Below are 26,368 nucleotides of genomic sequence, written 5' to 3' on the forward strand. Positions count from 1 at the left end.
ACCGACCACCGAGAAGGCCAGGCCGCAGCCGTACAGCGCGGGCGAGACTCTCGGGAAGGCGCTACGTGAGTCCCAACGGCTCCGACCTCCCCCACAGCCTGAAGGGCGTGGGCGGTACCCCCAAGCCGCGGCGCCCCATGCAGCGGAAGCTGCTGCAGGCACTGACCGCGGGCCTGGTCCTCGCGACCGCCACCGGTTGCACATGGGAGGACTTCCCCCGCCTCGGTATGCCCACCCCAACATCGGAAGAGGCTCCGCGGATCCTCTCCCTGTGGCAGGGATCCTGGGCTGCCGCGCTCGCCATCGGCGCGCTGGTGTGGGGCCTGATCCTGTGGAGCGCATTCTTCCACCGGCGCAGCCGCACCAAGGTGGAGGTTCCTCCGCAGACCCGTTACAACATGCCCATCGAGGCGCTGTACACGGTCGTTCCACTCGTCATCGTCTCGGTGTTCTTCTTCTTCACCGCGCGCGATGAGTCCGAGCTGCTGAAGCTCGAGAAGAATCCCGACGTCACGGTCAACGTGGTGGGCTTCCAGTGGAGCTGGTGCTTCAACTACGTCGAGAACGTGGAAGGTTCGACGGGCGACGCGAAGAAGTCCAAGGAACTGGACGCGATTCCGCAGCGGTACAAGGACGCCTTCCCGGCCGACGCCGGCGGTGCCTACGACTGCGGTACCCCCAGCACCCGGAACCCGCAGACCAACAACCCCGGCCCCACCCTGTGGCTGCCCGAGGGCAAGCGGGTCCGCTTCGTGCTGACCTCGCGTGACGTCATCCACTCCTTCTGGGTGGTGCCGTTCCTGATGAAGCAGGACGTCATCCCGGGCCACACCAACGCCTTCGAGGTGACCCCCAGCCGTGAGGGCACCTTCCTGGGCAAGTGCGCCGAGCTCTGCGGCGTCGACCACTCCCGGATGCTGTTCAACGTGAAGGTCGTCTCCCAGGAGCGCTACGAGCAGCACCTCAAGGACCTCGTGAAGAAGGGGCAGACCGGTTACGTGCCCGCCGGCATCGAGCAGACGGGCCCTGAGAAGAACCGGGAGGCGAACATCCTGTGAGCATCCTCAACAAGCCCCAGGGTGCCGAGGCGGCCGGGTCCCACTACGAGGACGAGCTGCCGGTGCGGCGCCAGAACCGTGGCAGCGTGGTCGTCAAATGGCTGACGACCACGGACCACAAGACGATCGGCACGCTGTACCTGGCGACGTCGTTCGCCTTCTTCGTCATCGGCGGCATCATGGCGCTGGTGATGCGGGCCGAGCTGGCCCGGCCGGGTCTGCAGATCGTGTCGAACGAGCAGTTCAACCAGGCGTTCACGATGCACGGCACGGTCATGCTGCTGATGTTCGCGACGCCGCTGTTCGCCGGTTTCGCGAACTGGATCATGCCGCTGCAGATCGGCGCGCCCGACGTGGCCTTCCCGCGGCTGAACATGTTCGCCTACTGGCTGTTCCTGTTCGGCTCGCTGATCGCGCTGAGCGGTTTCCTCACCCCGGACGGCGCGGCGAGCTTCGGCTGGTTCGCCTACTCGCCGCTGTCGGACGCGATCCGCTCGCCCGGTGTCGGCGGTGACCTGTGGATCATGGGTCTGGGTCTCTCCGGCTTCGGTACGATCCTCGGCTCGGTCAACTTCATCACCACGATCATCTGCATGCGCGCTCCGGGCATGACGATGTTCCGCATGCCGATCTTCACCTGGAACGTGCTGCTGACGGCGCTGCTGGCCATCATCGTGTTCCCGGTGCTGGCGGCTGCCATGTTCGCCCTGGAGGTGGACCGCCAGTTCGGGGCGCACATCTTCGACGCGGCCAACGGCGGGGCGCTGCTGTGGCAGCACCTGTTCTGGTTCTTCGGCCATCCCGAGGTGTACATCATCGCGCTGCCGTTCTTCGGCATCGTCTCCGAGGTCATCCCGGTCTTCTCCCGCAAGCCGATGTTCGGCTACATGGGGCTGATCGGCGCGACCATCGCGATCGCGGGTCTGTCGGTGACGGTGTGGGCGCACCACATGTACGCCACGGGCGGTGTGCTGCTGCCGTTCTTCTCCTTCATGACGATGCTGATCGCTGTGCCGACGGGCGTGAAGTTCTTCAACTGGCTCGGCACCATGTGGAAGGGCAGTCTGTCCTTCGAGACACCGATGCTGTGGTCCCTGGGCTTCCTGGTCACCTTCCTGTTCGGTGGTCTGACCGGTGTCATCCTGGCCTCGCCGCCGCTGGACTTCCACGTCACGGACTCGTACTTCGTCGTGGCGCACTTCCACTACGTCGTCTTCGGTACCGTCGTCTTCGCGATGTTCGCCGGCTTCCACTTCTGGTGGCCGAAGTTCACCGGCAAGATGCTCGACGAGCGTCTGGGCAAGATCACCTTCTGGACGCTGTTCTTCGGCTTCCACGGCACCTTCCTCGTCCAGCACTGGCTGGGTGTCGAGGGCATGCCGCGCCGCTACTCCGACTATCTCGCGGCCGACGGGTTCACCGCGCTGAACACGATCTCCACGATCGCCTCGTTCGTGCTCGGCATGTCGCTCCTGCCGTTCTTCTACAACGTCTGGAAGACGGCGAAGTACGGCAAGCCGGTGGGCGTCGACGACCCCTGGGGCTACAGCCGTTCGCTGGAGTGGGCGACGTCCTGCCCGCCCCCGCGGCACAACTTCCTCAGCCTGCCGCGGATCCGCAGTGAATCTCCGGCGTTCGACCTGCACCACCCGGAGATCGCCGCTCTCGACCAGCTCGAGAACGCCGGTCACGGGGAGAAGGCTCTCGCTGGTGGCAAGGAGGCCGGCAAGTGAAGATCCAGGGCACTCTGTTCATGTGGCTGAGCGTCTTCTTCCTGATCGTCGCCGCTGTCTACGGCGTCTGGTCGAAGGAGCCGGTCGGCACCACCGCCCTTTTCCTGGCGTTCGGCCTGAGCATCATGATCGGCTTCTACCTGGGCTTCACCGCCCGGCGGGTCGACGTGGGCGCGCAGGACGACAAGGAAGCGGACGTCGCGGACGACTCCGGCGAGGTCGGGTTCTTCAGCCCGCACAGCTGGCAGCCGCTGGCCCTCGCCGCGGGTGGCGCGTTCGCCTTCCTGGGCGTCGCGGTCGGCTGGTGGCTGCTGTTCTTCTCCGCGCCGCTGCTCCTCGTCGGTCTGTGGGGCTGGGTCTTCGAGTACTACCGCGGTGAGAACCGCACCCAGTAACACGCGCCACGGCATTCAGGGGCCCGGACACTCCGTCAGGAGCGTCCGGGCCCCCGTTTGTGCCGCCTGTCGTCACCCGTTCGGGGCCGTCCAGTGAGCCGACGCGGGCACGGCTTCCTAGCGTGAGGTCATGAGACATACAGAGTCCCCCAGGACCTGCCCGGCGGATCAGGCCCAAGGAGCGGGTCGCACGGTGCGGCCGGTGCCCCCGGGCCCGGTCCGCCGGACAGGCCGTGGTGGCGCGGGCGCGGGCAGCCGGAGCCGTGTCGTCGGCTGCACGCTGCTGCTGATCGCCCTCGGCGCGGGCGTCACCGGATGCTCCTCCGACGGCGACCCGCTGTCCGCCGAGCCCTACGACGCGGCGGACCAGATCTCCTTCAGCGGATCCGTCGAGGCGGGCAAGCCGGCCGATCCCGACAAGCCCCTGGAGATCGTCGCCGAGGACTCCGACGGACGCATCACGGACGTCGTCGCCGTGGATGCCTCAGGGCGCCACGTGGCGGGCGAACTGGCCGCCGACGGCAGCCGATGGCACAGCACCTCCCCGCTGGCCGCCAGCGCCCGGTACACGGTCCGGGTGAGCACCGAGGACGAGGACGGGGCCCCGGGCCGCAAGGTCCTCACCTTCACCACCGGCAAGCCCGCCCCCGCCAAGCGACTGGCCGTCACCTTCGGGCCCGAGGCGGGTACGTACGGCGTCGGCCAGCCGCTCACCGCCGAGCTGAACACCCCGGTCAGGGACCGGGCCCAGCGGGCCGTCGTGGAACGCGCCCTCACGGTCGACTCCACGCCGGCCGTGAGCGGCACCTGGCACTGGGTCGACGACAAGAAGCTGCACTACCGCCCCAAGGACTACTGGCCGGCCCACGCCACCGTCCGGGTGCGCAGCAACCTGGAGGGCGTCAAGGTCGGTGACCGGCTCCGGGGCGGACCTTCGAAGCCGCTGACCATCCGCACCGGCGACCGGGTGATAGCGCTCACCGACGCCGCCACCCACCGGCTGACGGTCTACAAGAACGGTGAGGAGATCAAGCAGATCCCCGTCACCACCGGCAAGCCCGGCTTCGAGACCCGCAACGGCGTCAAGGTGGTCCTCGCCAAGGAACCCTTCGTACGCATGCGCAGCACCACGGTGGGCATCGCCGAGGGCTCCGCGGAGTCGTACGACCTCGATGTCCACTACGCCACCCGGGTGACCTGGAGCGGCGAATACGTGCACGCCGCCCCGTGGTCCGTCGACTCCCAGGGCTACGCCAACGTCAGCCACGGCTGCGTGGGCATGAACACCGAGAACGCCAAGTGGTTCTTCGACACCGTCCGCCAGGGCGACATCGTGGAGGTCGTCAACTCGGACGGCGACTCGATGGAACCCTTCGGCAACGGCTACGGCGACTGGAACCTCGACTGGCCCAAGTGGCGCGCGGGCAGCGCCCTGATCGCCGACGGGACCCCCAGCCGGGCGGAACAGGCCCGACTGAGGCCACAGACCGTGTGAACGCCCCTCAGGACAGCCCCCAGGGGCGCGGGGCTGTATCGATGTGCGGCTCCGCCGCGCGGGCGCGACCAGCCCCCATTGCCCCGCAGCCGCCCCCCGACCAGAGGGACCGAGCTTCTAGGCGCTCTGCAACCGCTTCTGCCGCAGCAAGGACGCCAGCGCCGAGGCGAACTCCACCGGCTCGACCGGCAGGGTCACCGCGGACTCGGCCCGGCTCCACGTCGCCAGCCAGGCATCCTGAGGCCGCCCGATCAGCAACAGCACCGGCGGGCAGTTGAACACCTCGTCCTTGATCTGCCGGCACAGCCCCATGCCCCCCATCGGCACGGACTCGCCGTCGAACACGCACACATCGATGCCACCCCGCTCCAGCTCGGTGAGCACGGCGGCCGGGGTCGCGCACTCCACGAACTCCACTACGGGTACGTCCGGAGCCGGCCGTCGCCCGGTGGCGAGACGCACCTGCTCCCGGGTGTTGGCGTCGTCGCTGTAGACCAGCACCGTGGCGGTCGCCTGCATTGTTCCTCCACGCGTAAGAGAGAGGGCACGGCTCTGTCGGGAACTTCGGGTACCGATGGCGCGGATGCTACCCCCTCGGACCGTCGGTCAGCACTGGTTCGGCCACGGCTTCGAAGGGTCGTCGTCGGGGCTCGGGATAGGCCATCCGGGCAGTCCAGGACGGGGGAACACACCGAACGGCACCCCCGGGAGTGAGGGCGGGATAAGCGACCGACATAATGTCGGCGTGGCGACAGCAACGACAGTAGATACCGGGCACGCGCACCCGTCGGTCAACCGACCGAACCTCACCAGCGTCGGAACCATCATCTGGCTGAGTTCCGAGCTGATGTTCTTCGCGGCCCTCTTCGCGATGTACTTCACCCTGCGATCGGTGACCGGACCCGACTTCTGGTCGGAGAAGGCCGACCTCCTGAACTTCCCGTTCTCGGCGGCGAACACCACGATCCTGGTGCTCTCCTCGCTCACCTGCCAGCTCGGCGTCTTCGCCGCCGAGCGCGGTGACGTGAAGAAGCTCCGGGCGTGGTTCATCGTCACCTTCATCATGGGCGCCGTCTTCGTCGGCGGTCAGGTCCTCGAGTACACCGAGCTGGTCAAGCACGAGGGCCTGTCCCTCTCCTCCGACGCATACGGCTCGGCGTTCTACCTGACCACCGGCTTCCACGGCCTGCACGTGACAGGCGGTCTCATCGCCTTCCTGCTGGTCCTGGGCCGGACCTACGCGGCACGGAGGTTCACTCACGAGCAGGCGACCGCGGCCATCGTCGTGTCCTATTACTGGCACTTCGTCGATGTCGTCTGGATCGGCCTCTTTGCCACGATCTACATGATCAAGTAGCACGGGCCCACAGCCTCGCGCGCTCGAAGCAGCGCACCAACCAGAAGCATCGACGCAGAAGATCCTGACACCGGGGTAATCCGTGAAAAAGCTCTCCGCACGACGACGCCACCCGCTGGCGGCGCTCGTCGTCCTACTCCTCGCGCTGGCATGCACCGGGGGGCTCTACGCCGTGTTCGCACCCGCGGACAAGGCGCAGGCCGACGAAACAGCCCAGTCCCTCACGATCGAGGAGGGCAAGAAGCTCTACGCGGTCGGCTGCGCCAGCTGCCACGGCACCGGCGGTCAGGGCTCCTCCGACGGTCCGAGCCTGGTGGGCGTGGGCGCCGCCGCGGTCGACTTCCAGGTGAGCACCGGCCGTATGCCGGCCGCCACCTCGCAGGGCGCGCAGGTGCCCAAGAAGCCGGGCACCTACAGCCAGGCCGAGATCGACCAGCTGGCCGCGTACATCGCCTCCCTGGGTGCCGGCCCGGCCGTCCCCACCGAGGAGCAGTACGGCCCCGAGGGTGCCGACATCGCCAAGGGCGGTGAACTGTTCCGCAACAACTGCGCCCAGTGCCACAACTTCACCGGCAAGGGCGGTGCGCTCACGAACGGCAAGTACGCCCCGGACCTCGCGGACGTCGCGCCGAAGCACATCTACCAGGCCATGCTCACCGGCCCGCAGAACATGCCGTCCTTCCCCGACGGCGTGCTGCCGGAGCAGAACAAGAAGGACATCATCGCGTACCTGCACGCGGTCAACAGCGATGAGTCCGAGAGCCCCGGTGGACTCGCGCTCGGCGGACTCGGCCCGGTCTCGGAGGGTCTGTTCGCGTGGGTCTTCGGACTCGGCGCGCTGATCGCGGTCGCCGTCTGGGTCGCCGCTCGGACCGCAAAGGCCAAGAAGTCATGAGTAGCCAAGACATTCCAGAAGAGAACCTGCCCGCAGCGCAGGACGCCGCTCCCGGCTCGGTGAAGCTCGCGGACGAGAAGAACCCGTTCGCCGACCCGGGCCTGCCGCCCCACGAGCACCGGATCCAGGACCTCGACGAGCGGGCCGCCAAGCGGTCCGAGCGCACGGTCGCCCTGCTGTTCACCGTGTCGATGCTGGCCACCGTCGGCTTCATCGCCTCGTATGTGACGATCCCGGTCGACAAGTCCGTCTACATCTTCCCGCTCGGTCACATCAGCGCGCTGAACTTCGCGCTCGGTATGACCCTCGGTGTCGCCCTGTTCGCCATCGGCGCCGGCGCGGTCCACTGGGCCCGCACGCTGATGTCGGACCACGAGCTCACCGACGAGCGTCACCCGATCGAGGCCTCCCCGGAGGTCAAGGCGAAGGTCATGGACGACTTCCGCCAGGGTGCCAAGGAGTCGGCGCTCGGCCGCCGCAAGCTGATCCGCAACACGATGTTCGGGGCGCTCGCCCTGTTCCCGCTCTCCGGAGTGGTGCTGCTGCGCGACCTCGGGCCGCTGCCCGGGACCAAGCTGCGCGAGACCATGTGGTCCAAGGGCAAGCTCCTGGTCAACATGAACACCAACGAGCCGCTGCGGCCGTCCGACATCACCGTGGGCTCGCTCGCCTTCGCCAAGCCCGAGGGCCTGGAGGAGCACGACCACGGCTTCATGACCGAGATCGCCAAGGCAGCCCTGATGCTGGTCCGCATCCAGCCGGACGACATCAAGGACAAGCAGGCCCTGGAGTGGTCGCACGAGGGGATCCTCGCCTACTCGAAGATCTGCACCCACGTCGGTTGCCCGATCTCCCTGTACGAGCAGCAGACGCATCACGCGCTGTGCCCCTGTCACCAGTCCACCTTCGACCTCTCCGACGGTGCCAAGGTGATCTTCGGTCCCGCCGGTCACGCCCTGCCGCAGCTGCGCATCGGCGTGAACGACGAGGGCTACCTCGAAGCGCTCGGCGACTTCGACGAGCCCGTCGGTCCTGCCTTCTGGGAGCGCGGATGAGTACTGCAACGACCCCCGAGTCCCGCTCGCGCGGGAAGGCACCGGCCGGCGAAAAGGTCGCCGACTGGGCCGACGGCCGGCTGGGGATCTACTCCCTGGCCAAGGCCAACATGCGGAAGATCTTCCCCGACCACTGGTCGTTCATGCTGGGTGAGATCTGCCTCTACAGCTTCATCATCATCATCCTCACGGGTGTGTACCTGACGCTGTTCTTCCACCCGTCGATGAACGAGGTGGAGTACCACGGCTCGTACGTGCCCATGCAGGGCCAGCTGATGAGTGAGGCCTACAAGTCGACGCTGGACATCAGCTTCGACGTCCGTGGCGGTCTGCTGATCCGGCAGATCCACCACTGGGCCGCGCTGGTCTTCCTGGCCGGCATGTTCGTGCACATGATGCGCGTGTTCTTCACCGGCGCGTTCCGCAAGCCGCGTGAGATCAACTGGCTGTTCGGCTTCCTGCTGTTCGTCCTCGGCATGTTCACCGGTTTCACCGGTTACTCGCTCCCGGACGACCTGCTCTCCGGCACCGGTATCCGCTTCATGGAGGGCGCGGTCCTGTCCGTGCCGATCGTCGGCACGTACCTGTCGTTCTTCCTCTTCGGCGGCGAGTTCCCCGGGGACGACTTCGTCGCCCGGTTCTTCTCGGTCCACGTCCTGCTGTTGCCGGGCATCATGCTCGGGCTCGTGGTGGCCCACCTGATCCTGGTCTTCTACCACAAGCACACGCAGTTCGCGGGCCCCGGCAAGACCAACAAGAACGTCGTGGGCATGCCGCTGCTGCCGGTGTACATGGCCAAGGCCGGAGGCTTCTTCTTCCTGGTCTTCGGTGTGCTCGCGGTCGTCTCCGCGATCGCCACGATCAACCCCATCTGGAACATCGGCCCCTACCGGCCGGACATGGTCTCCACCGGCGCCCAGCCGGACTGGTACATGGGCTTCTCCGAGGGCCTGATCCGTGTCATGCCGGGCTGGGAGATCAACTTCTGGGGTCACACGCTCGTCCTGGGTGTGTTCATCCCGCTGCTGATCTTCCCGCTGGTCCTGGTGGCCATCGCGGTGTACCCGTTCATCGAGTCCTGGGTCACCGGCGACAAGCGCGAGCACCACATCCTGGACCGCCCGCGCAACGCCCCGACGCGGACCGCCTTCGGCGTCGCCTGGATCACGCTGTACTTCGTGCTCCTCGTCGGTGGTGGCAACGACCTGTGGGCCACCCACTTCCACCTGTCGATCAACGCCATCACCTGGTTCGTACGGATCGCGTTCTTCGTCGCGCCGGTCGTGGCGTTCATCGTCACCAAGCGGATCTGCCTCGGCCTCCAGCGCCGGGACAAGGACAAGGTGCTGCACGGCCGTGAGTCGGGCATCATCAAGCGTCTGCCGCACGGCGAGTTCATCGAGGTCCACGAGCCGCTCAGCCAGGAGCAGCTGCACACCCTCACCGCGCACGAGCAGTACAAGCCGCTCGAGCTCGGCCCGGAGGTCGACGAGAACGGCGTCCGGCGCAAGGTGAAGATGAGCGAGAAGCTGCGCGCCAAGCTCAGCAAGGGGTACTACGGCGGGGAATCCCAGATTCCGAAGGCGACCGTCGAGGAGTACAAGGAGATCTCGAGCGGCCACGGCCACCACTGATCACCTTCAGCGCACCACCCCAGTCGCCACACGACGGCGAAGGGCCCCCGTCCGTTCTGCGGACGGGGGCCCTTCGCCGTCCCCGGAGCTGGATAGGGTGGAGCCCGGGACCGCGTCCGGTATCCCGGGACTCTTCTACGACCATCAGGAGCGGCCATGAGCGCTGTGACCCCCGCTGGAGGCGACACCGCGGCGGGCCGCTCCTGGCCCGCCGTGCTGAACGGACTGCTGGACGGCCGGGACCTGTCCGCCGACGACACCGCCTGGGCGATGGACCTGATCATGCGTGGCGAGGCGACCGACGCGCAGATCGCCGGCTTCGCGGTCGCCCTGCGGGCCAAGGGCGAGACCGTCGACGAGATCACCGGCTGTGTACGCGCCATGTACGACCACGCCCATGTGATCGAGGTGCCGGGCGCGACCGTCGACATCGTCGGCACCGGCGGCGACGGCGCCAAGACGGTGAACATCTCCACGATGTCCTCGATCGTCGTGGCCGGCACGGGCGCGAAGGTCGTCAAGCACGGCAACCGGGCCGCCTCCTCCGCGTCCGGCGCCTCCGACGTCCTGGAGAAGCTCGGCGTCAATCTGGAGCTGACCCCGCGCCGGGTCGCCGAGGTCGCCGAGGAGGCCGGGATCACCTTCTGCTTCGCGGTGAAGTTCCACCCGGCGCTGCGCCATGTGGCCGCCGCGCGCGGCCAGCTGGGCATCCGCACGGTGTTCAACTTCCTCGGCCCGTTGGCCAACCCGGCCCAGGTCAAGGCCCAGGCGGTCGGGGTCGCCGACCCCCGGATGGCGCCCATCATGGCCGGGGTCTTCGCCGGGCGCGGCCACTCCTCGCTGGTGTTCCGCGGCGACGACGGCCTGGACGAGCTGACCACCACCGCCACCTCCAGGGTGTGGGTGGTCCGCGACGGCAAGGTCGACGAGCAGACCTTCGACCCGCGCGAGGTGGGCATCGAGCTGGTGCCCGTGGAGGCCCTGCGTGGCGCCGACGCCTCCTACAACGCGGAGGTCGCCCGTCGGCTGCTGGACGGAGAACGGGGCCCGGTACGGGACGCGGTGCTGCTGAACGCGGCGGCCGCGCTGGTGGCCCTGGAGCCCTGCTCCGGCACCCTGACGGAGCAGCTCCGCGCCGGGATGGCGAAGGCGGCCGAGGCGATCGACTCGGGCGGCGCGAAGCGGGTCCTGGAGCGCTGGGTGGCGGTCAGTAACGCGTAGCCCTTGCCGGGGGTGCGGGGCGCGGCGGGGTGCGTGTTGGTTTCGGCGGGCGCGCCGGGGGTCCCGGAGCCCGGCTCCGGCAGCCTGACGGGACAGCTGCGCGCCGGGCTGGCTAGGACGGCCGGGGCGGTCGAGCCGGGGGTCGGCAGGCGGGTCGTGGGGTGTTGGGTGGCGGTCGGTGACGCGTAGCGCCCACCGAGGGTGCGGCGCGGTGCGGTGGGTGGGAGCGACCGCGACGCGCACGGGCGGTACCAGGGCGGTGGATGGGGCCGGGCGTTCACCGGGACGGGTCACTTCGGTCGACCCGCGGAGCGGACCCTGCCGCCCCGAGCGGGGAAGTCCCGTAATCCGGACACGGGTTGCGGGGCGTCGATCACTTCGCATAGCGTCCTCCCCAGGTCATGAGTGACAGCCATAAGGCCCCGGCCGGCTGTCCGGCAACCCTCCGTCCGTGGCGGGGTGCCCCGGGTGAAGACCAGGCCGTAGGCAGCGAGGTCTACGGCAAGCGCGGACCCCTCGTACACCAGGGGTCCTGGTCGTCGAGGAGCCTTCTGTGAGCCAGCGAATGTTCTAGGGCCGCCGAGCCCCGCCTCCGCGCACCCTCATTCCCTTCACCTTCCGCGCTCGAGCGCCGTCCGCTCGCGCGGGAGTTCCGCCTGTCTCACCGGGAGTTCCGCCATGTCCGTTTCCACCCTTGCCGTCGCCCCGTCCGTCCTGGCCCCGCTGCCCGTACTGGGCCGGGACGTCACCGTCCCCCTCGTCACCGGTGGCGAGGTCACCTACGCCGCCCTCGACTACGCCGCCAGCGCCCCCGCCCTCCAGCGGGTGTGGGACGACGTGGCCGCGTACGCGCCGTACTACGGCAGTGTCCACCGGGGCGCCGGGTACCTCTCCCAGCTCTCCACCGAGCTGTTCGAGAACGCCCGCCGCACCGTCGCCGGGTTCCTGGACTGCCGCACCGACGACCAGGTGGTCTTCACCCGGTCCACCACCGACTCACTCAACCTGCTCGCCGCCGCGCTCCCCGACGGCTGTGAGGTCTTCGTCTTCGAGACCGAGCACCACGCCTCCCTGCTGCCCTGGCGGGCCGCCCGCGTCACCTGCCTCGACGCCCCCGACAGCCCCGGCCAGGCCGTGACGACCCTGGAACGCGCCCTCGCCGGGCGCGCCCCGTACGGCCCGGCCCTGGTCTGTGTCACCGGCGCCTCCAACGTCACCGGCGAGCTGTGGCCCGTCCGGGAACTCGCCGCCGCCGCGCACGCGCACGGCGCCCGCATCGTGCTGGACGCCGCGCAGCTCGCCCCGCATCACGCGGTGAGCGTGCGCGACCTGGACGTCGACTGGGTGGCCTTCTCCGGTCACAAGCTGTACGCCCCCTTCGGCTCCGGTGTGCTGGCCGGCCGGTCCGACTGGCTGCGTGCGGCCGAGCCCTACCTCGCGGGCGGTGGCGCCAGCCGGAAGGTCACCCGGGGCGCGGACGGGGGAGTGGACGTGGAGTGGCACGACGGCGTCGCCCGTCACGAGGCGGGATCGCCCAACGTCATCGGCGCCCATGCCATCGCCTCCGCCTGCGAGGCGCTCACCGAGGCCGGCTTCGAGGCGCTGGCCGCGCGGGAGGAGGCGCTGGTCCGCGCGGTGCGGGAGGGGCTCGCCGACGTTCCCGAGGTGCGGTTCCTGTCGCTGTTCGGGGACGACGCCCCGCGCGTCGGTGTGCTGTCCTTCGTCGTCGAGGGCTGGAACAGCTCCCACCTCGCCGCCGCGCTGTCCGCCGAGTACGGCATCGGTGTACGTGACGGGCTGTTCTGCGCCCACCCGCTGGTGCGCAGGCTGCTCGGGGGCGAGCGGGGGGCCGCGGGGGAGTGCGGGGCGCCGGACGCGGCCGCCGGCGGGAAGTCCCTCAGCGCCATCCGTGTCAGCTTCGGTGCCGGTACGCCCGACGAGCACGTGGAGCGTTTCGTACGGGCGGTGCGTGAACTCGTCCGCGACGGGGCCCGCTGGACCTACCGCACGCAGGACGGCCGCTGCGTCCCGGACGCCCCGGCCCGGGGATGACGGTCTTCGCCCCCGCCGCCCCTTCCCGTCCCAAAACTGGGGCTCCGCCCCAGACCCCGCTCCTCAAACGCCGGAGGGGCTGCCATGAGCCCCTCCGGCGTTTGAGGAGCGGGGGTCCGGGGGCAGCGCCCCCGGGGACGGGACTGGGAAGGGGCGGCGGGGGCGAGACCCCCCGGCGGAGTGCCTAGCTGTCCAGGCCGATGGCGAACGCCGCCTCCAGGTCGTGCTGCGAGTACGTGCGGAACGCCACATGCGTGTCCGTGCCCTCCACACCCGGGATCTTGCTGATCCGGCCCGGGATGACCTCCGCCAGGTCCTCGTGCGCCCGGACCCGCACCATGGCGATCAGATCGTAGGTACCGGTGACGGAGAAGACCTCGCTGACGCTCTCCAGCGCGGCGATCTGTTCCGCGATCTCGGGGATACGGTCCACGCTGGTCTTGATGAGGACGATCGCGGTGATCACGGCTGGTTCTCTCCCTCGGGGGCCGGAGCTGGGGCGGACTTCACTGTAGTCGCCCTGCCGCGACACACCCACGCGTAGCCGAAGCCGAGACCGAACCCCAGCAGGTGCGCCAGGTGGGCCACCTCCGGCCCGTCGGCCGCCTGCCCCGCCGCCGCCCACTGCAGCGCCGCCCAGAACGGCAGCACCACCCACGCCGGCAGGCGTACCGGCAGGAAGAACAGGAACGGCAGAAGACTGGTCACCCGGGCCCGGGGGAACAGGAAGAGGAATGCGCCGAGGACCGCCGAGATCGCCCCGGAGGCGCCGATCAGGGCCCGCTCGGAATCCGCCCCGGCCGCCGCGTACCCGAGCAGCGCCAGGTAGCCGCAGCCGACGTAGCAGAGGACGAACCGCCACCGGCCCATCCGTGCCTCGGTCATCGCCCCGAACACATGGAGGAACAGCATGTTGCCAAGCAGATGCACCCAGCCGCCGTGCACGAAGAGCGCCGTGGCGGGGGTGAGGGCGGCCCCGGGGGACCCTTCGAACAGGTCTGCGGGGATCACGCCCCAGCGCCGGAAGTAGGCGCTCTGCGCGGCGAGCAGTTCCTCCCCGGAACCGTGCACCGGGTTGAGCCCCGAGGCCGGCCCGGTCAGGAAGGCCAGGCAGCACAGCACGGCGAGGGAGTGGGTCACCGGTGCGGAGGGGCCCCGGACCGCCGCGGCGACCGACGCGCTCCAGTTGCGGATCATGGACACAGAGCATGACGCAACCGGACGTAACCATGCATACCGCCTCGCCGCCGTGGACGGGCGGGCGGCGGGGACCCGGCAGGCCGTAGGGTTACGTGCCATGACGCGCCGGTGAGCCCGGTGTGTCCAGGACACTGGAAGGAAGGCGAACAGCCACGATGACGGTTCCTCTGCCGACGGCCGCGACGCGGTGGCGCTGCACCCTGTGCGGCAATCTCACCCGCTTCGACGTGACCCGCTCGTCGAAGGTCGTCGAGTACGTCCACCTCGACCTGGCCGGAGAGCCCAGGGTCGAGGAGCGCGAGGTGCTCGATGAGACGATCGAGTCGGTGCGGTGCCGCTGGTGCAACGCCGTGGACCAGGTGGAACTCGTGGACAGGCCGGGCGCCGGCTCCTGAAGCGAAGGGGGTCCCTCCCGCTCGAGCGAAGCCGAGAGTGGGGGAGGGCCCCGCTGACGGCGACCCCGCACCGGGGCCGCGCACAGGTATTGGGGTGTGACGGATGGTGGAGACCACGGGCGGGGGGCCGCAGGACGGCGCCGCCGAGGTGCTCGACCGTCCGCTGCCCGACGGCGTGCGCCGCCGGGTCGTCCAGATCGTCGCCGACGGCTTCGGCGGGCTCACGGTCACCGAGCTGCCCGCCCAGCTCAGGCAGTACGCCCGGTTCGCGCCGAACCGCCGCGCCAAGTTCGCCGGCAACGCGATGGCGGCGTCGCTGGAGACCGATCCGCTGTTCCGGCAGCGGATCGGGGAGAAGCTCAGAGAGGCCCAGCCGGAACTGACCGGCGCCCTCGACTCCGGCTCCCCGCCCCCGGCCGCGGACCCGCTCGACGTGGCGGCCGCGGCCTATGTACTCCGCCCGGTCGGCTGGGTCAAACTGGTGACCGCCGCCGGCGAGGAGGCCCAGCGCGCCGACGCCGAGCGCGTCGACGAGGAGAACCGCGCCGAGCTGGAACGGATGCGCGCCGAACTCGCCCGGGCCCGCGAGCAGGTCAAGGCCGAGACCGAGCGGCTGCGCTCCGAGCTGGAAGCGGCGAAGAAGGAGACCGAGTCGCTCCACCGCAAGCTGCGCTCCGCCCTCAGCGACGTCAAGCGCGGCGAGGCCGCCGTGCGCAAACTGCGCGGAGAGATGGACGCCGTGCGCGCCGAGGGGCAGGCCCAGGTGTCGGCCGCCGAGAGCGAGGGCCGGCGCCTCAAGGCCCGCCTGGGGGAGACCGAGGCCGCCCTGGAGGCCGCCCGCAGGGCGGCCCGGGAGGGCCGCAGCGTCGAGGACATGCGGGTACGGCTGCTGCTGGACACCGTGCTGGACGCCGCCCAGGGGCTCCGCCGTGAGCTGGCACTGCCACCCGTGTCCGTCCGGCCCGCCGAGACCGTGGACGCCGTGGAACCGGGTCGCATGACCCCGAAGGACATCGCCGCCCGCGCGCTCTCCGAGAACGACCCGGCCATCGTCGACCAGCTGCTGGCACTGCCGCAGGCGCACCTCGTCGTCGACGGCTACAACGTCACCAAGACCGGCTATCCCCAGATGCCCCTCGAGAAGCAGCGCCTGCGCCTGCTGGGCCAGCTCGCCCAGCTCGCCGCGCAGACCGGCGCCGAGGTCACCTGTGTCTTCGACGGCGCCGAACTGGCCGCGCCGGTGCTGCTCGCACCGCCGCGCGGGGTGCGGGTGCTGTTCTCCAAGCCGGGCGTCACCGCCGACGAGCTCATCCGCCGGCTGGTACGCGCCGAGCCGCCGGGACGGCCCGTCATCGTCGCCTCCACCGACCGCGAGGTCGCCGACGGGGTCGCGCGCGCGGGTGCACGCCCCGTCGCGTCGGCGGTCCTCCTCAAGAGGCTTTCCTAGTATCTGATGCACATCCGTCCCTCGTGCAACGTACAAGGTCGATTGCCCGAATTGACGGAACCGTCACGCAACGTAGCGTCAATCGGGGATCACTGCAGGTGAGTTGAGGGCAAATAAACCCGCTGTAACGGAGATTTTCGGTCCGGGGATTTGAACTGATCACAAGAACATCACTAGGGTCTCCCTTCGAACCCTCGCTCGCGCGATCACTCTCGAGAAGGAGCTCGTCTCCGTGGCGTCCCACCGTCGTCCCAAGCAGCCGAGCCGCGCACGCGTGACCGTGCTCACCACCGCTGCCGCAGCTGCCGTCGTCATGAGCTCGCAGGCCGCGAACGCCGCTCCCAGCGAGAAGCCGAGCAAGGACGAGGTCAAGGCCAAGGTCGACAAGCTCTACGAGCAGGCGGAACAGGCCACCGAGAAGTACAACGGCGCCAAGGAGAAGCAGGAGAAGCTCCAGAAGGAGATCTCCACGATCCAGGACAACGTCGCCAAGGGCCAGCAGGAGCTCAACGAACTGCGCGACGGCCTCGGTTCGATGGCCAGCGCCCAGTACCGCAGCGGCGGCATAGACCCCTCGCTGCAGCTCTTCCTCTCCGCCGACCCGGACGACTACCTCGACAAGGCGTCCACCCTCGACCAGTTGAGCACCCAGCAGGTCGACGCGCTGAAGAAGATCCAGGAGAAGCAGCGCGAACTCGCCCAGCAGCGCTCCGAGGCGTCCGAGAAGCTCAAGGACCTCGCCTCCACCCGCACCGAACTGGGCAAGAAGAAGAAGGAAGTCCAGGGCAAACTCTCCTCCGCGCAGAAGCTGCTCAACAGCCTCACCGCCGAGGAGAAGGCCCAGCTCGCCGAGGAGCAGAACCGCGCCACCCGCACCAGCGAGCGCGACGCCCTCTCCGTCAACGTCCCGGCCGGCTCCGGCCGCGCCGCCGCCGCCTTCGCCGCCGCGCAGAGCAAGCTCGGCACCCCGTACGTCTACGGCGCCACCGGCCCGTCCTCCTTCGACTGCTCCGGTCTCACCTCCTGGGCGTACGCGCAGGCCGGCGTCGGCATCCCGCGCACCTCCGAGGCGCAGACCGGCGCGGGCACCAGGATCTACTCGGTCGGCGACCTCAAGGTCGGCGACCTGGTGTTCTTCTTCAACGACCTGCACCACGTGGGCCTCTACGCGGGCAACGGCCAGATCCTCCACGCCCCCCGCAGCGGCACCGTCGTGCGCTACGAGTCGATGAACACCATCGGCGGCCCGTTCATGTTCGGCGTCCGCGTCTAGCGGTCACGTCCGGCCTTCCGGTTTCGGCCTTCCGGTTTCGGCCTTCCGGTGCGCCCGTTAGAGGGAATCGCACCGGTGCCTGCCGACCCCACGCCCCGCCTTCGACGCAGGTCACAGGCGGGGCGTCACCGTATGTGCGTGCCTCGGCGGTTGGTCCGCCCGCCGCCGCCGACGCTACTGTCTGCCGCGTTTCCCTGTCCGCCAGCGGAAGGAGCGCGGCTTCCCGTGGGGTCCCATCGCCGTACCGCACCGTCATCCGGGCCCGACCGGAGTACCGTCGTCGCCCTCGGCCTGCTGTCAGCGGCGGCCACCGCCCTCGGCGCGGTACCGTCCGCGGCGGCCCCGCACGACACCCGGGCCGATGTGGACCGCCTCTACCAGGAGGCGGAGAAGGCGACCGAGGCGTACAACGCGGCCGAGGAGCGCGCCGACGGCCTGCGTCGGCAGATCACCGCCCTCCAGGACGGGATCGCCCGCAAGCAGCAGCGCGTCAACACCATGCGGGAGTCGCTGGGTTCGCTCGCCGGAGCCCAGTACCGCTCGGGCGGCCTGGAACCCGCCCTCGCCCTGCTGCTCTCCGACGGCCCGGAGGACTACCTCGAGAAGGCCTCCGTCCTCGACCGGATCACCGTCCACCAGGCCGGCGAGCTGAGCAGGCTCCGGGGCGCCCTGCGCTCCCTCGCCCAGGACCGCGCGGAGGCCGCCGGCCGGCTCGGCGCGTTGCAGAAGAGCCGCAAGGCCGCCGCCGCCCACAAACGGACCGTCGAGCGCAAACTCGGCGAAGCGCGCCGGCTGCTGGGTTCCCTTCCCGCCGGTGAACGCGCCGCCTGGGACCGCGCCACCCGCTCCGCCCGCACGGACCTCCTCGGCCCCGCCCCCGTGCCCTACTCGGGCCGGGCGGCCGCCGCCGTCGCCGCCGCCCGCTCGGCCCTCGGCAGGCCCTACGTCTGGGGCGCCAACGGCCCCACCGGATTCGACTGCTCCGGGCTCACCCAGTGGTCGTACGCCCAGGCAGGGGTCGCCCTGCCCCGCACCTCGCAGGCGCAGCGGTACGCCGGCCGGCAGGTCCCGCTCTCCGAGGCCCGCCCCGGTGACCTGGTCGTCTACCGCTCCGACGCCTCCCACGTCGGGATGTACATGGGCAACGGACAGGTGATCCACGCGCCCTACCCCGGCGCCCCGGTGCGCTACGACCCGGTCGGGATGATGCCCATCTCGTCGGTCACCAGGGTCTGACCGGGACGGCCCGGCGCCCGTACCCTCGGAAAGGTGGCGGGTCGAAGGCGGGTGTCGGGGGCGTCGGTGGTGGCGCTGTGTCTGCTGCTGGTCGCCCTGGTCTCGTGCGGCGGCGGACCTGCCGTCGACGGCGCCCGCGCGGAGGTGCAGTCGCTCCTCGACCGGCGCGCGGAGGCCGTCCTCGACCGGGACGCCGCCGCCTACGCCGGTACCGGCACCCGGGCCGGGTTCGACAACCTGCGCGCGGTACCGCTCGCGGACTGGTCCTACCGAGTCACCGCCCTGGACCGCACCGGCGACCACGCCACCGCCTCCGCCGACCTGCGCTACCGCGTCGAGGGCCACGACCGGTCCCCGGTCGTCACGGCCCGCTCCCTGAGCCTGAGCCGGGACCGGGACGGCGACTGGTCCGTCGACGCCGACCGCCCCGCGCGCACGTCAGGCCAGCAGCTGTGGGACCAGGGTCCGGCGCGCGCCGTCCGGGGCGAGCGGAGCCTGGTGCTGGGCGTCGGGCAGCCCGCCGGGAAACTGCGTGACTACGCCGAGCTGGCGGACCGCGCGGTGCCCGCCGTGACCGACGCCTGGGGCCCGGGGTGGACCCGCCGGGTCGTCGTCCTCGTCCCGGCGTCCCTGGAGGGCATGGCGGGCCTGCTGGGCTCGCCCGCCTCCTCCTACCGGGGGATCGCGGCGGTCACCACCGGCGCCATCGGCACGGAAGGGCCCGCGCCGGCGGACCGCGTCATCGTCAACCCGGACGCCTTCGGACTGCTCGGCGACTCCGGCCGGCAGGTCGTCCTCACCCATGAGACCGCACACGTCGCCACCCGTGCCCACACCACCGCGTCGACCCCGCTGTGGCTGTCCGAAGGGTTCGCCGACTGGGTCGGCTACCGCGGCGGCGACCGCGACCCCGCCGAGACCGCACCGGAGCTCGCCTACGCGGTGAGCCAGGGGGAGGTGCCGGGCGCCCTGCCGGAGGACGAGGACTTCGGCTTCTCCGGCGACGCGGACGGCCTGGCCCGGGCCTACGAGGGCGGCTGGCTGGCCTGCCGCATGATCGCCGAGCACTGGGGCGAGGAGCGCCTCCGCGCGTTCTACCGCATGGTGGGCGCGCACGCGTCCCGCGAGGGCGCGGTCGAGACAGCCCTGCACAAGGTCCTCGACACCACCCCGGAGGCCTTCACCCTCCAGTGGCACGACTACCTGCACACCACCCTGACCTGACCCCCAGCCCCCGCCGCCCGCCGCTCCCGCGGCTACGGCAGCCCCCGCCGCCCGCCGCTCCCGCGGCTACGGCAGCCCCCGCCGCCCGCCGCTCCCGCGGCTACGGCAGCCCCCCGCCCGCCGCTCCCGCCGCGCCCGCGGCCCCGCGACCCCGCTCCCCCCGCTCCCCCCGCTCCCGCGGCCTCCGCCTGCCCGCCGCCTCCGCGGGCAGTCGTGCCGCTGGGGCGGCACGGGTGGGCGCGACGGCACCCCGCAAACGCCGGGCTGCGCAAACACCCCCCGGCCCACACCCACCCCCGCGTCCCTGCGAACCCCGCGTCCCTGCGAACCCCGCGCCCCCGCGAGCCCCGCAGGATCAGCGCGAGACCGCCGTCTCCGTCGCCCACGTCGGCCGCCCCGGCCCCGCCGGGATCTCACGCCGCTCCGGAACGCTCGCGCGCCACAGCACCCGCGCCGCGACCAGCGTCGCCACCACCAGCAGCCCATTACGAAGCACCAGCAACGAGATCCCCAGCGCGTCACTCGCCACCACATGGGCGAACCACACGGGAAACTCCAGCACCGTCACCAGACAAGCCACCAGCACCATCCCCACCGGCGCCCCCATCCGGCTCCCCCGGAAGCACAGACAGACCGCCCCCAGCCCCACCAGCCACACCATGTACTGCGGACTGATCACCCGACTCGTGACGGTGAACATCAGCACCCCCACGAACGCCGCGTCAGCGACCGTGTGCGGCTCGAACCGAGTCGCCAGCACCCGCCACAGCACCAGCCACGCCAGCGCCGCCCCCGTCAGGAACAACGCCCCCGTGCTCACCCAGCTCACATACGGCCCGAGAAACTCCACCGACCCGTAGTTGAGCAGCACCTCGCCCTCCCAGCCGTGATGCCGCGCGACATGGAAGACCAGCGACCCCAGGGACTCCACCTCCGTCCCCCGGTCCCGCTGGAAGCCGAGAAACGCGAACGCCCCCGGCATCAGCACGGCGAACAGCGCGGCCACCCCGCCCCCCGTCACCACCGCCGACACCCATGCCCCACGCCCCCGCACCGCGAGCAGCAGCAGCGCCGGCCACACCTTCACCAGCGCCCCGAAGCCCGCCAGCGCACCCATCACCCGCGGATGCCGGGCGCCGGCCAGCAGCGCGCCCACCGCCACCGCCGTCACCATCACGTCGTAGCGCGCGTACACGGTCGGCCCGAGCAGCGGCACACCCACCACCCACACCCAGGCCCCGCGCCGCGCCCGCCCGGGGCCGCGGCCGGCGTACAGCAGCAGCGCCAGCGTGACCAGGTCGGCGACGCAGGCCAGCACGAAGAACGCGGTGGCGTACTCCAGGAACGGCAGCAGACCGGGGGAGAGGATCGCCAGCGCCGCCGCGGGCGGGTACTGCCAGGTCACGTCGTCCAGCGGGAACGTTCCGGTGCTCAGGACGTCGTACCAGCCTTGGTAGATCACCGACACATCACTGGTGACGTCCGGCCCCGGAAAGGCGATCACCTTCAGCACGCACAGCAGCAGTGCCGTCCTTGTCAGGCCCCAGATGACCAGAAGCCCTGCGAGGGACCCTCGTGCGGCTGTCGTCTTCACGTGATTCCTGTCCGTGCGGTGTGCTGCCGTGAGGGGCCATGATGTCCCGGACCCCGGTGTACGTGCCACACACCACCGCCGCGACGAGGGCGGAACCGCCGTTCGATAGGGTCGGCGGCGATGCACAAGACCCTGATCGTGACCAACGACTTCCCGCCCCGGCCCGGCGGCATCCAGGCGTTCCTGCACAACATGGCGCTACGGCTCGACCCGGACCGCCTCGTCGTCTACGCCTCCACCTGGAAGCGCTCCCGGGAGGGCATCGAGGCGACCGCCGCCTTCGACGCCGATCAGCCTTTCACCGTCGTACGCGACCGTACGACGATGCTGCTGCCCACCCCGGCCGCCACCCGGCGGGCCGTCGGGCTGCTGCGTGAACACGGGTGCACCTCGGTGTGGTTCGGGGCGGCGGCGCCCCTCGGCCTGATGGCGCCGGCACTGCGCCGCGCGGGCGCCGAGCGGATCGTGGCCACCACCCACGGCCACGAGGCGGGCTGGGCCCAGCTGCCCGCCGCACGGCAACTGCTGCGCCGTATCGGGGAGTCCACGGACACGATCACCTACCTCGGCGAATACACCCGCTCCCGGATCGCGTCCGCGCTCACCCCTGAGGCGGCGTCCCGGATGGTGCAACTGCCGCCCGGCGTCGACGAGAAGACCTTCCACCCCGGCTCGGGCGGCGAGGAGGTACGGGCATGCCTCGGCCTGACCGACCGCCCGGTCGTCGTGTGCGTCTCCCGGCTGGTGCCGCGCAAGGGCCAGGACACGCTGATCCGGGCGATGCCCGCGGTCCTGTCCGCGGAACCGGACGCGGTACTGCTGATCGTCGGCGGCGGCCCGTACGAGAAGGACCTGCGCCGGCTCGCCCACGACACCGGTGTCTCCGCGTCCGTCCGCTTCACCGGCTCCGTCCCCTGGTCCGAACTCCCCGCCCACTACGGCGCCGGCGACGTCTTCGCGATGCCGTGCCGCACCCGGCGCGGGGGCCTGGACGTGGAGGGCCTCGGCATCGTCTACCTGGAAGCCTCCGCGACCGGCCTCCCGGTCGTCGCCGGCGACTCCGGCGGCGCCCCCGACGCGGTCCTCGACGGCGAAACCGGCTGGGTCGTCCCCGGCAACGACCCCGCCCAGACCGCCGACCGCCTCACCACCCTCCTGGCCGACGAGGAACTCCGCCACAGAATGGGCGAACGAGGCCGCGACTGGGTCGAGGAGAAATGGCGCTGGGACCTCCTGGCCGAGCACCTGAAGAAACTCCTCTGACAAGCCTGCCCCTCAGGAGCGCGGGCAACTGCACTCCAGGCCCCACCCAACCCGACCCTCAGGGGCGCGGGCACCTGCGCGTTAGGCCGCACTCAACCCGCCCCTCAGGGGCGCGGGGAACTGCGCGCCAAGCCACACTCAACCCGCACGGGCGGGCGCCGCCGTCGTGGCACCCCCTCAGGGGCGCGGGCACCTGCGCGTTAGGCCGCACTCAACCCGCCCCTCAGGGGCGCGGGGAACTGCGCGCCAAGCCACACTCGACCCGCAGCCGCACCCGCCGCCGTCGAGCCACCGCGCCCCCGCCCGCCTCACTTCGCGTAGATCGCCTCGATCTCGTGCGCGTAGTCCTTGGCCACCACATTCCGCTTCAGCTTCAACGACGGAGTCAAATGCCCCGACTCCTCGGTGAACTGCGCCGGCAGCACCCGGAACTTCCGCACCGACTCCGCCTTCGACACCGCCGCGTTCCCGTCATCGATCGCCGACTGAATCGCGGCCAGCAGATCCGCGTCCTCACTCAGCGACGCCGCCGTCGACCCCGTCGGCTTCCCGTGCTCGTCGGCCCACCGGCCCAGGAACTCCTCGTCGATGGTGACCAGCGCGCCCACGAACGGCCGCCCGTCACCCACCACCATGCACTCCGCGACCAGCGCGTGCGCCCGGATCCGGTCCTCGATGACCGCGGGGGCGACGTTCTTGCCGCCCGCCGTCACCAGTATTTCCTTCTTCCGGCCGGTGATCCGCAGATAGCCGTCCTCGTCCAGCGTGCCGATGTCCCCGGTGTGGAACCAGCCGTCGGCCAGCGCCTCGGCGGTCGCGCCCGGGTTGTTCCAGTACTCCTTGAACAGGTGCTCGCCGTGCAGCAGCACCTCACCGTCATCCGCTATCCGGACGACCGAGCCGGGCAGCGGCTGGCCGACCGTGCCGATCTTCTGCCGGTCCCACGGGTTGAACGTGGTGGCCGCGCAGGACTCGGTCAGCCCGTAGCCCTCCAGCACGCTGAAGCCGATACCGCGGAAGAAGTGGCCCAGCCGCTCACCCAGCGGCGCGCCACCCGATATGGCGTACTCGCCCCGCCCGCCCAGCACCGCGCGCAGCTTGCCGTAGACCAGCTTGTCGAACACCTTGTGCTTGATCTTCAGGCCGGCCGACGGCCCGGACGGCGTGTCCAGCGCCTGGCTGTAGGCGATCGCCGTGTCCGCCGCCTTGTCGAAGATCTTGCCCTTGCCGTCGGCCTGCGCCTTGGCGCGCGCCGAGTTGTAGACCTTCTCGAAGACCCGCGGCACCCCGAGGATCAGCGTCGGCCGGAACGAGGCCAGCTCGTCGGTGAGGTTCTTGATGTCCGGCACGAGGCCCAGCTTGATCGGCGCCACCATCGGCGCGATCTGCACCATCCGCCCGAAGACGTGCGCCAGCGGCAGGAAGAGCAGCACCGAGCACTCGCCGGTGCGGAACAGCGGCCGCAGCCGCTCCACGATGTTGCCGCACTCGGCGAAGAAGCTGCGGTGGGTCAGCACACAGCCCTTGGGGCGGCCGGTGGTGCCGGAGGTGTAGACGATCGTCGCCGGGTCGTCCGCCTTCGCGACGGAACTGCGCTCGTCGACGGTCCCGTCGGTGACGCCCTGCCCGAGTCGGTTCAGCTCGTCCAGGCCACCGGCCTCGATCTGCCACAGGTTCTTCAGCGCGGGCAGCCGGTCGCGTACGGAGTCCACGGTCGCCGCGTGGGTGTCGAGCTCCACGAAGCAGGCGGTGGCGCCGGAGTCGCCGAGGATCCACGCCACCTGTTCCGCCGAGCTGGTCTCGTACACCGGCACGGTGATCGCGCCGGCGCTCCAGATCGCGAAGTCCAGCAGCGTCCACTCGTAACGGGTGCGGGACATCAGCGCGACCCGGTCACCGGGCTGCACACCGGCGCCGATCAGGCCTTTCGCGGCAGCCCGTACCTCCGCGAAGAACGTGGTGGACGTCACGTCCTGCCACGTACCACCGACCTTGCGGGCGACGACGGCGACATCGGGATGCTGCGCGGCGTTTCGGCGGACGATGTCGGCCAGATTGCCGTCCGCAGGGACCTCGTACAAAGCCGGAAGGCTGAACTCGCGCAAGACTGCTGCTCCTCTTAGGGCGCCGGCGCCACGACGTTGTGCGATGCGACGGTGCGGTCCAAGGCTCGGGCGGGTGCTCGCGAATTCACAAGTTGAAATCCCGAGCACGACTGGACTGCCCGGACGTTACCCGCCGGTAGGGCCTCTACGACAGGGGGTCCCGGGCAGATGTTCGCCGCATCACACAGGTTGGTGTTCCATTGCGCACAGTAGTCCACCCCGCAACCACCGAGCCAGTAACCGCAGGTAGGCCCGCCATTGTTCACGCCCGCCACACACGATTACTCTTGATCGGCATGGCATCCACACCAGGCGGAAACCGGCGCGCACGCGTCCACGTGGTCAGTGATGTGCACGGCAACGCCCGCGACCTGGCGCGCGCCGGCGAGGGCGCCGACGCCCTGATCTGCCTGGGCGACCTGGTGCTCTTCCTCGACTACGCCGACCACTCGCGCGGCATCTTCCCCGACCTGTTCGGCACCGGGAACGCCGACCGGATCGTGGAGCTGCGCACCGCCCGCCGTTTCGACGAGGCGCGCGACTTCCAGCGGCGACTGTGGGCCGGTATCGACATGGACAAGCCCGCGGCGATCGAGAAGGCGGTCCGCAAGCAGTACGCCGAGCTGTTCTCCGCCTTCCCCACGCCCACCTACGCGACGTACGGCAATGTCGACATGCCGCCCCTGTGGCCGGAGTACGCGGGCCCGGGCACCACCGTCCTGGACGGGCAGCGGGTGGAGATCGGCGGCTGGACCTTCGGCTTCGTCGGCGGCGGTCTCCGCACCCCCATGCGCACGCCGTACGAGATCGGCGACGAGGAGTACGCGGCGAAGATCGAGGCCGTGGGCGAGGTCGACGTGCTGTGCACCCACATCCCGCCGGAGGTGCCGGAGCTGGTCTACGACACCGTCGCCCGCCGCTTCGAGCGGGGCAGCCGGGCCCTGCTGGACGCCATCCGCCGCACCCGGCCCCGCTACTCCCTCTTCGGTCATGTGCACCAGCCGCTGGTACGGCGGATGCGGATCGGCGCCACCGAATGCGTGAACGTGGGGCACTTCGCGAGCACCGGACGGCCCTGGGCGCTGGAGTGGTGAGGCCGGAAGGGGGCGGATGCCCCAGGTCGGGTGGGATCCGCCGGTCCGGCGCACGGTAGCCTTCCGCTGCACGCGCGTGAGCTGTGCGGCTGACGCACGGCGATGACGCATACCGGCCCGCATCCGGAGGAGCCACGGCGATGGCGGAACACACCAGCTCGAGCATCACGATCGAGGCGGCACCGGCCGACGTCATGGGGGTGATCGCCGACTTCGACCGCTATCCCGACTGGACGGGTGAGGTGAAGGAGGCGGAGGTCCTCAAGACCGACGAACAGGGCCGCGCCGAGCAGGTGCGTCTCGTCATGGACGCGGGCGCCATCAAGGACGACCAGACCCTGGCGTACACCTGGACCGGCGGCCACGAGGTCTCCTGGACTCTGGTGAAGTCCCAGATGCTCCGCTCCCTCGACGGCTCCTACATCCTCACCCCGGCAGGCCCCGACACGACCGAGGTCACCTACCGCCTCACCGTCGACGTCAAGATCCCCATGCTCGGCATGATCAAGCGCAAGGCGGAAAAGGTCATCATCGACCGAGCCCTGGCCGGCCTGAAGAAGCGCGTGGAGTCAACCTCGAAGTAACGCTCCCCCCCAGTTGCGGGCAGTCGTGCCGCTGGGGCGGCACGGGTGGGCGCAGCGG

At 70.5% G+C, this 26,368-nt stretch carries 23 protein-coding genes and 1 riboswitch; of the genes, 18 read left to right on the forward strand and 5 right to left on the reverse strand.

The window, feature by feature from the left end:
• Nucleotides 1-65: 65 nt before the first annotated feature.
• From coxB to ACIF9R_RS31805, 4 genes are all read left to right on the forward strand, one after another.
• The gene (gene coxB / locus ACIF9R_RS31790) at nucleotides 66-1,058 is read left to right on the forward strand and encodes a cytochrome c oxidase subunit II (RefSeq protein WP_399985869.1); all 993 of its coding nucleotides are present in this window, start codon (nucleotides 66-68) and stop codon (nucleotides 1,056-1,058) included.
• Entirely contained in the window at nucleotides 1,055-2,791 is a 1,737-nt protein-coding gene (ctaD, locus tag ACIF9R_RS31795; RefSeq protein WP_399985870.1) for a cytochrome c oxidase subunit I, read from the forward strand. Before coxB ends, ctaD begins: the two co-directional genes overlap by 4 nt.
• Complete coding sequence (locus tag ACIF9R_RS31800; RefSeq protein WP_399985871.1) at nucleotides 2,788-3,186, forward strand: cytochrome c oxidase subunit 4; 399 nt, start codon at nucleotides 2,788-2,790, stop codon at nucleotides 3,184-3,186. Before ctaD ends, ACIF9R_RS31800 begins: the two co-directional genes overlap by 4 nt.
• Nucleotides 3,187-3,379: 193 nt before the next feature.
• The gene (locus ACIF9R_RS31805; RefSeq protein WP_399985872.1) at nucleotides 3,380-4,681 is read left to right on the forward strand and encodes an Ig-like domain-containing protein; all 1,302 of its coding nucleotides are present in this window, start codon (nucleotides 3,380-3,382) and stop codon (nucleotides 4,679-4,681) included.
• A 117-nt stretch (nucleotides 4,682-4,798) separates the two neighbouring features.
• On the opposite strand, the gene ACIF9R_RS31810 is transcribed toward ACIF9R_RS31805, so the two are convergent.
• Nucleotides 4,799-5,200: a hypothetical protein gene (locus tag ACIF9R_RS31810; RefSeq protein ID WP_399985873.1), complete on the reverse strand. Its 402-nt coding sequence runs from the start codon at nucleotides 5,198-5,200 to the stop codon at nucleotides 4,799-4,801.
• Between the two features lie 226 nt (nucleotides 5,201-5,426).
• Between ACIF9R_RS31810 and ACIF9R_RS31815 the strand changes: the two genes are divergently transcribed.
• The 6 genes from ACIF9R_RS31815 (at nucleotide 5,427) to ACIF9R_RS31840 (ending at nucleotide 12,895) form a co-directional block, all read left to right on the forward strand.
• Nucleotides 5,427-6,038, forward strand: a complete 612-nt coding sequence (locus ACIF9R_RS31815) for a heme-copper oxidase subunit III (RefSeq protein WP_399985874.1) — start codon at nucleotides 5,427-5,429, stop codon at nucleotides 6,036-6,038.
• A gap of 82 nt (nucleotides 6,039-6,120) precedes the next feature.
• The gene (locus tag ACIF9R_RS31820) at nucleotides 6,121-6,933 is read left to right on the forward strand and encodes a c-type cytochrome (RefSeq protein WP_399985875.1); all 813 of its coding nucleotides are present in this window, start codon (nucleotides 6,121-6,123) and stop codon (nucleotides 6,931-6,933) included.
• Nucleotides 6,930-7,988: a Rieske 2Fe-2S domain-containing protein gene (locus tag ACIF9R_RS31825; protein WP_399985876.1), complete on the forward strand. Its 1,059-nt coding sequence runs from the start codon at nucleotides 6,930-6,932 to the stop codon at nucleotides 7,986-7,988. The genes ACIF9R_RS31820 and ACIF9R_RS31825 overlap by 4 nt, the downstream gene beginning before the upstream one ends.
• On the forward strand, nucleotides 7,985-9,622 hold the full coding sequence (locus tag ACIF9R_RS31830; protein ID WP_399985877.1) for a cytochrome bc complex cytochrome b subunit: 1,638 nt from the start codon (nucleotides 7,985-7,987) through the stop codon (nucleotides 9,620-9,622). Before ACIF9R_RS31825 ends, ACIF9R_RS31830 begins: the two co-directional genes overlap by 4 nt.
• 156 nt (nucleotides 9,623-9,778) lie before the next feature.
• Entirely contained in the window at nucleotides 9,779-10,843 is a 1,065-nt protein-coding gene (trpD, locus tag ACIF9R_RS31835; RefSeq protein WP_399985878.1) for an anthranilate phosphoribosyltransferase, read from the forward strand.
• Nucleotides 10,844-11,240: 397 nt separating this feature from the next.
• Nucleotides 11,241-11,357: riboswitch (SAM riboswitch) on the forward strand.
• Between the two features lie 164 nt (nucleotides 11,358-11,521).
• Entirely contained in the window at nucleotides 11,522-12,895 is a 1,374-nt protein-coding gene (locus tag ACIF9R_RS31840) for an aminotransferase class V-fold PLP-dependent enzyme (RefSeq protein WP_399985879.1), read from the forward strand.
• 184 nt (nucleotides 12,896-13,079) lie between these two features.
• Here the strand turns inward: ACIF9R_RS31840 and ACIF9R_RS31845 are convergent, their stop codons facing one another.
• Nucleotides 13,080-13,361, reverse strand: a complete 282-nt coding sequence (locus ACIF9R_RS31845; protein ID WP_399985880.1) for an Lrp/AsnC family transcriptional regulator — start codon at nucleotides 13,359-13,361, stop codon at nucleotides 13,080-13,082.
• Nucleotides 13,358-14,092 carry a rhomboid family intramembrane serine protease gene (locus tag ACIF9R_RS31850; protein WP_399985881.1) on the reverse strand — a complete coding sequence of 245 codons (735 nt, stop codon included), beginning with the start codon at nucleotides 14,090-14,092 and terminating at the stop codon, nucleotides 13,358-13,360. The genes ACIF9R_RS31845 and ACIF9R_RS31850 overlap by 4 nt, the downstream gene beginning before the upstream one ends.
• Before the next feature lie 158 nt (nucleotides 14,093-14,250).
• On the opposite strand from ACIF9R_RS31850, the gene ACIF9R_RS31855 reads away from it, so the two are divergent.
• The 5 genes from ACIF9R_RS31855 to ACIF9R_RS31875 all read left to right on the forward strand — a co-directional run bounded on the left by ACIF9R_RS31855 (nucleotide 14,251) and on the right by ACIF9R_RS31875 (nucleotide 19,670).
• Nucleotides 14,251-14,490 (forward strand): hypothetical protein, encoded by a 240-nt coding sequence (locus ACIF9R_RS31855; protein ID WP_399985882.1) that lies wholly within the window; start codon nucleotides 14,251-14,253, stop codon nucleotides 14,488-14,490.
• A 103-nt stretch (nucleotides 14,491-14,593) separates the two neighbouring features.
• Complete coding sequence (locus ACIF9R_RS31860) at nucleotides 14,594-15,937, forward strand: NYN domain-containing protein (protein WP_399985883.1); 1,344 nt, start codon at nucleotides 14,594-14,596, stop codon at nucleotides 15,935-15,937.
• A gap of 232 nt (nucleotides 15,938-16,169) precedes the next feature.
• Complete coding sequence (locus ACIF9R_RS31865; RefSeq protein ID WP_399985884.1) at nucleotides 16,170-17,210, forward strand: NlpC/P60 family protein; 1,041 nt, start codon at nucleotides 16,170-16,172, stop codon at nucleotides 17,208-17,210.
• Between the two features lie 225 nt (nucleotides 17,211-17,435).
• Nucleotides 17,436-18,446 carry an NlpC/P60 family protein gene (locus ACIF9R_RS31870; protein WP_399985885.1) on the forward strand — a complete coding sequence of 337 codons (1,011 nt, stop codon included), beginning with the start codon at nucleotides 17,436-17,438 and terminating at the stop codon, nucleotides 18,444-18,446.
• A 33-nt stretch (nucleotides 18,447-18,479) separates the two neighbouring features.
• Nucleotides 18,480-19,670: a hypothetical protein gene (locus ACIF9R_RS31875; protein WP_399985886.1), complete on the forward strand. Its 1,191-nt coding sequence runs from the start codon at nucleotides 18,480-18,482 to the stop codon at nucleotides 19,668-19,670.
• 355 nt (nucleotides 19,671-20,025) lie between these two features.
• Here ACIF9R_RS31875 and ACIF9R_RS31880 read toward each other — a convergent pair whose 3' ends face one another.
• Nucleotides 20,026-21,264 (reverse strand): glycosyltransferase 87 family protein, encoded by a 1,239-nt coding sequence (locus ACIF9R_RS31880; RefSeq protein WP_399985887.1) that lies wholly within the window; start codon nucleotides 21,262-21,264, stop codon nucleotides 20,026-20,028.
• 120 nt (nucleotides 21,265-21,384) lie between these two features.
• Here ACIF9R_RS31880 and ACIF9R_RS31885 point away from each other — a divergent pair, with 120 nt between their 5' ends.
• A complete protein-coding gene (locus ACIF9R_RS31885) occupies nucleotides 21,385-22,527 on the forward strand; it encodes a glycosyltransferase family 4 protein (RefSeq protein ID WP_399985888.1) in 1,143 nt (380 codons plus the stop codon).
• 308 nt (nucleotides 22,528-22,835) lie between these two features.
• On the opposite strand, the gene ACIF9R_RS31890 is transcribed toward ACIF9R_RS31885, so the two are convergent.
• The gene (locus ACIF9R_RS31890; RefSeq protein ID WP_399985889.1) at nucleotides 22,836-24,632 is read right to left on the reverse strand and encodes an AMP-dependent synthetase/ligase; all 1,797 of its coding nucleotides are present in this window, start codon (nucleotides 24,630-24,632) and stop codon (nucleotides 22,836-22,838) included.
• 296 nt (nucleotides 24,633-24,928) lie between these two features.
• Here ACIF9R_RS31890 and ACIF9R_RS31895 point away from each other — a divergent pair, with 296 nt between their 5' ends.
• Both ACIF9R_RS31895 and ACIF9R_RS31900 read left to right on the forward strand, forming a co-directional pair.
• Nucleotides 24,929-25,726, forward strand: a complete 798-nt coding sequence (locus ACIF9R_RS31895; protein WP_399985890.1) for a metallophosphoesterase — start codon at nucleotides 24,929-24,931, stop codon at nucleotides 25,724-25,726.
• Nucleotides 25,727-25,866: 140 nt separating this feature from the next.
• Nucleotides 25,867-26,310 carry an SRPBCC family protein gene (locus tag ACIF9R_RS31900; protein ID WP_399985891.1) on the forward strand — a complete coding sequence of 148 codons (444 nt, stop codon included), beginning with the start codon at nucleotides 25,867-25,869 and terminating at the stop codon, nucleotides 26,308-26,310.
• Nucleotides 26,311-26,368: the final 58 nt, after the last annotated feature.

This window comes from Streptomyces sp. NPDC086080 (assembly GCF_044540255.1).
Taxonomy (GTDB): domain Bacteria; phylum Actinomycetota; class Actinomycetes; order Streptomycetales; family Streptomycetaceae; genus Streptomyces.

Bases quoted from the DNA above. Each gene is read 5' to 3' on its own strand.
- ACIF9R_RS31825 (WP_399985876.1), top strand. From the start codon at position 6,930: ATGAGTAGCCAAGACATTCCAGAAGAGAACCTGCCCGCAGCGCAGGAC.
- ACIF9R_RS31840 (WP_399985879.1), top strand. From the start codon at position 11,522: ATGTCCGTTTCCACCCTTGCCGTCGCCCCGTCCGTCCTGGCCCCGCTG.
- ACIF9R_RS31885 (WP_399985888.1), top strand. From the start codon at position 21,385: ATGCACAAGACCCTGATCGTGACCAACGACTTCCCGCCCCGGCCCGGC.
- ACIF9R_RS31895 (WP_399985890.1), top strand. From the start codon at position 24,929: ATGGCATCCACACCAGGCGGAAACCGGCGCGCACGCGTCCACGTGGTC.
- ACIF9R_RS31810 (WP_399985873.1), bottom strand. From the start codon at position 5,200: ATGCAGGCGACCGCCACGGTGCTGGTCTACAGCGACGACGCCAACACC.
- ACIF9R_RS31830 (WP_399985877.1), top strand. From the start codon at position 7,985: ATGAGTACTGCAACGACCCCCGAGTCCCGCTCGCGCGGGAAGGCACCG.
- ACIF9R_RS31900 (WP_399985891.1), top strand. From the start codon at position 25,867: ATGGCGGAACACACCAGCTCGAGCATCACGATCGAGGCGGCACCGGCC.
- ACIF9R_RS31855 (WP_399985882.1), top strand. From the start codon at position 14,251: ATGACGGTTCCTCTGCCGACGGCCGCGACGCGGTGGCGCTGCACCCTG.
- trpD (WP_399985878.1), top strand. From the start codon at position 9,779: ATGAGCGCTGTGACCCCCGCTGGAGGCGACACCGCGGCGGGCCGCTCC.
- ACIF9R_RS31860 (WP_399985883.1), top strand. From the start codon at position 14,594: ATGGTGGAGACCACGGGCGGGGGGCCGCAGGACGGCGCCGCCGAGGTG.
- ACIF9R_RS31850 (WP_399985881.1), bottom strand. From the start codon at position 14,092: ATGATCCGCAACTGGAGCGCGTCGGTCGCCGCGGCGGTCCGGGGCCCC.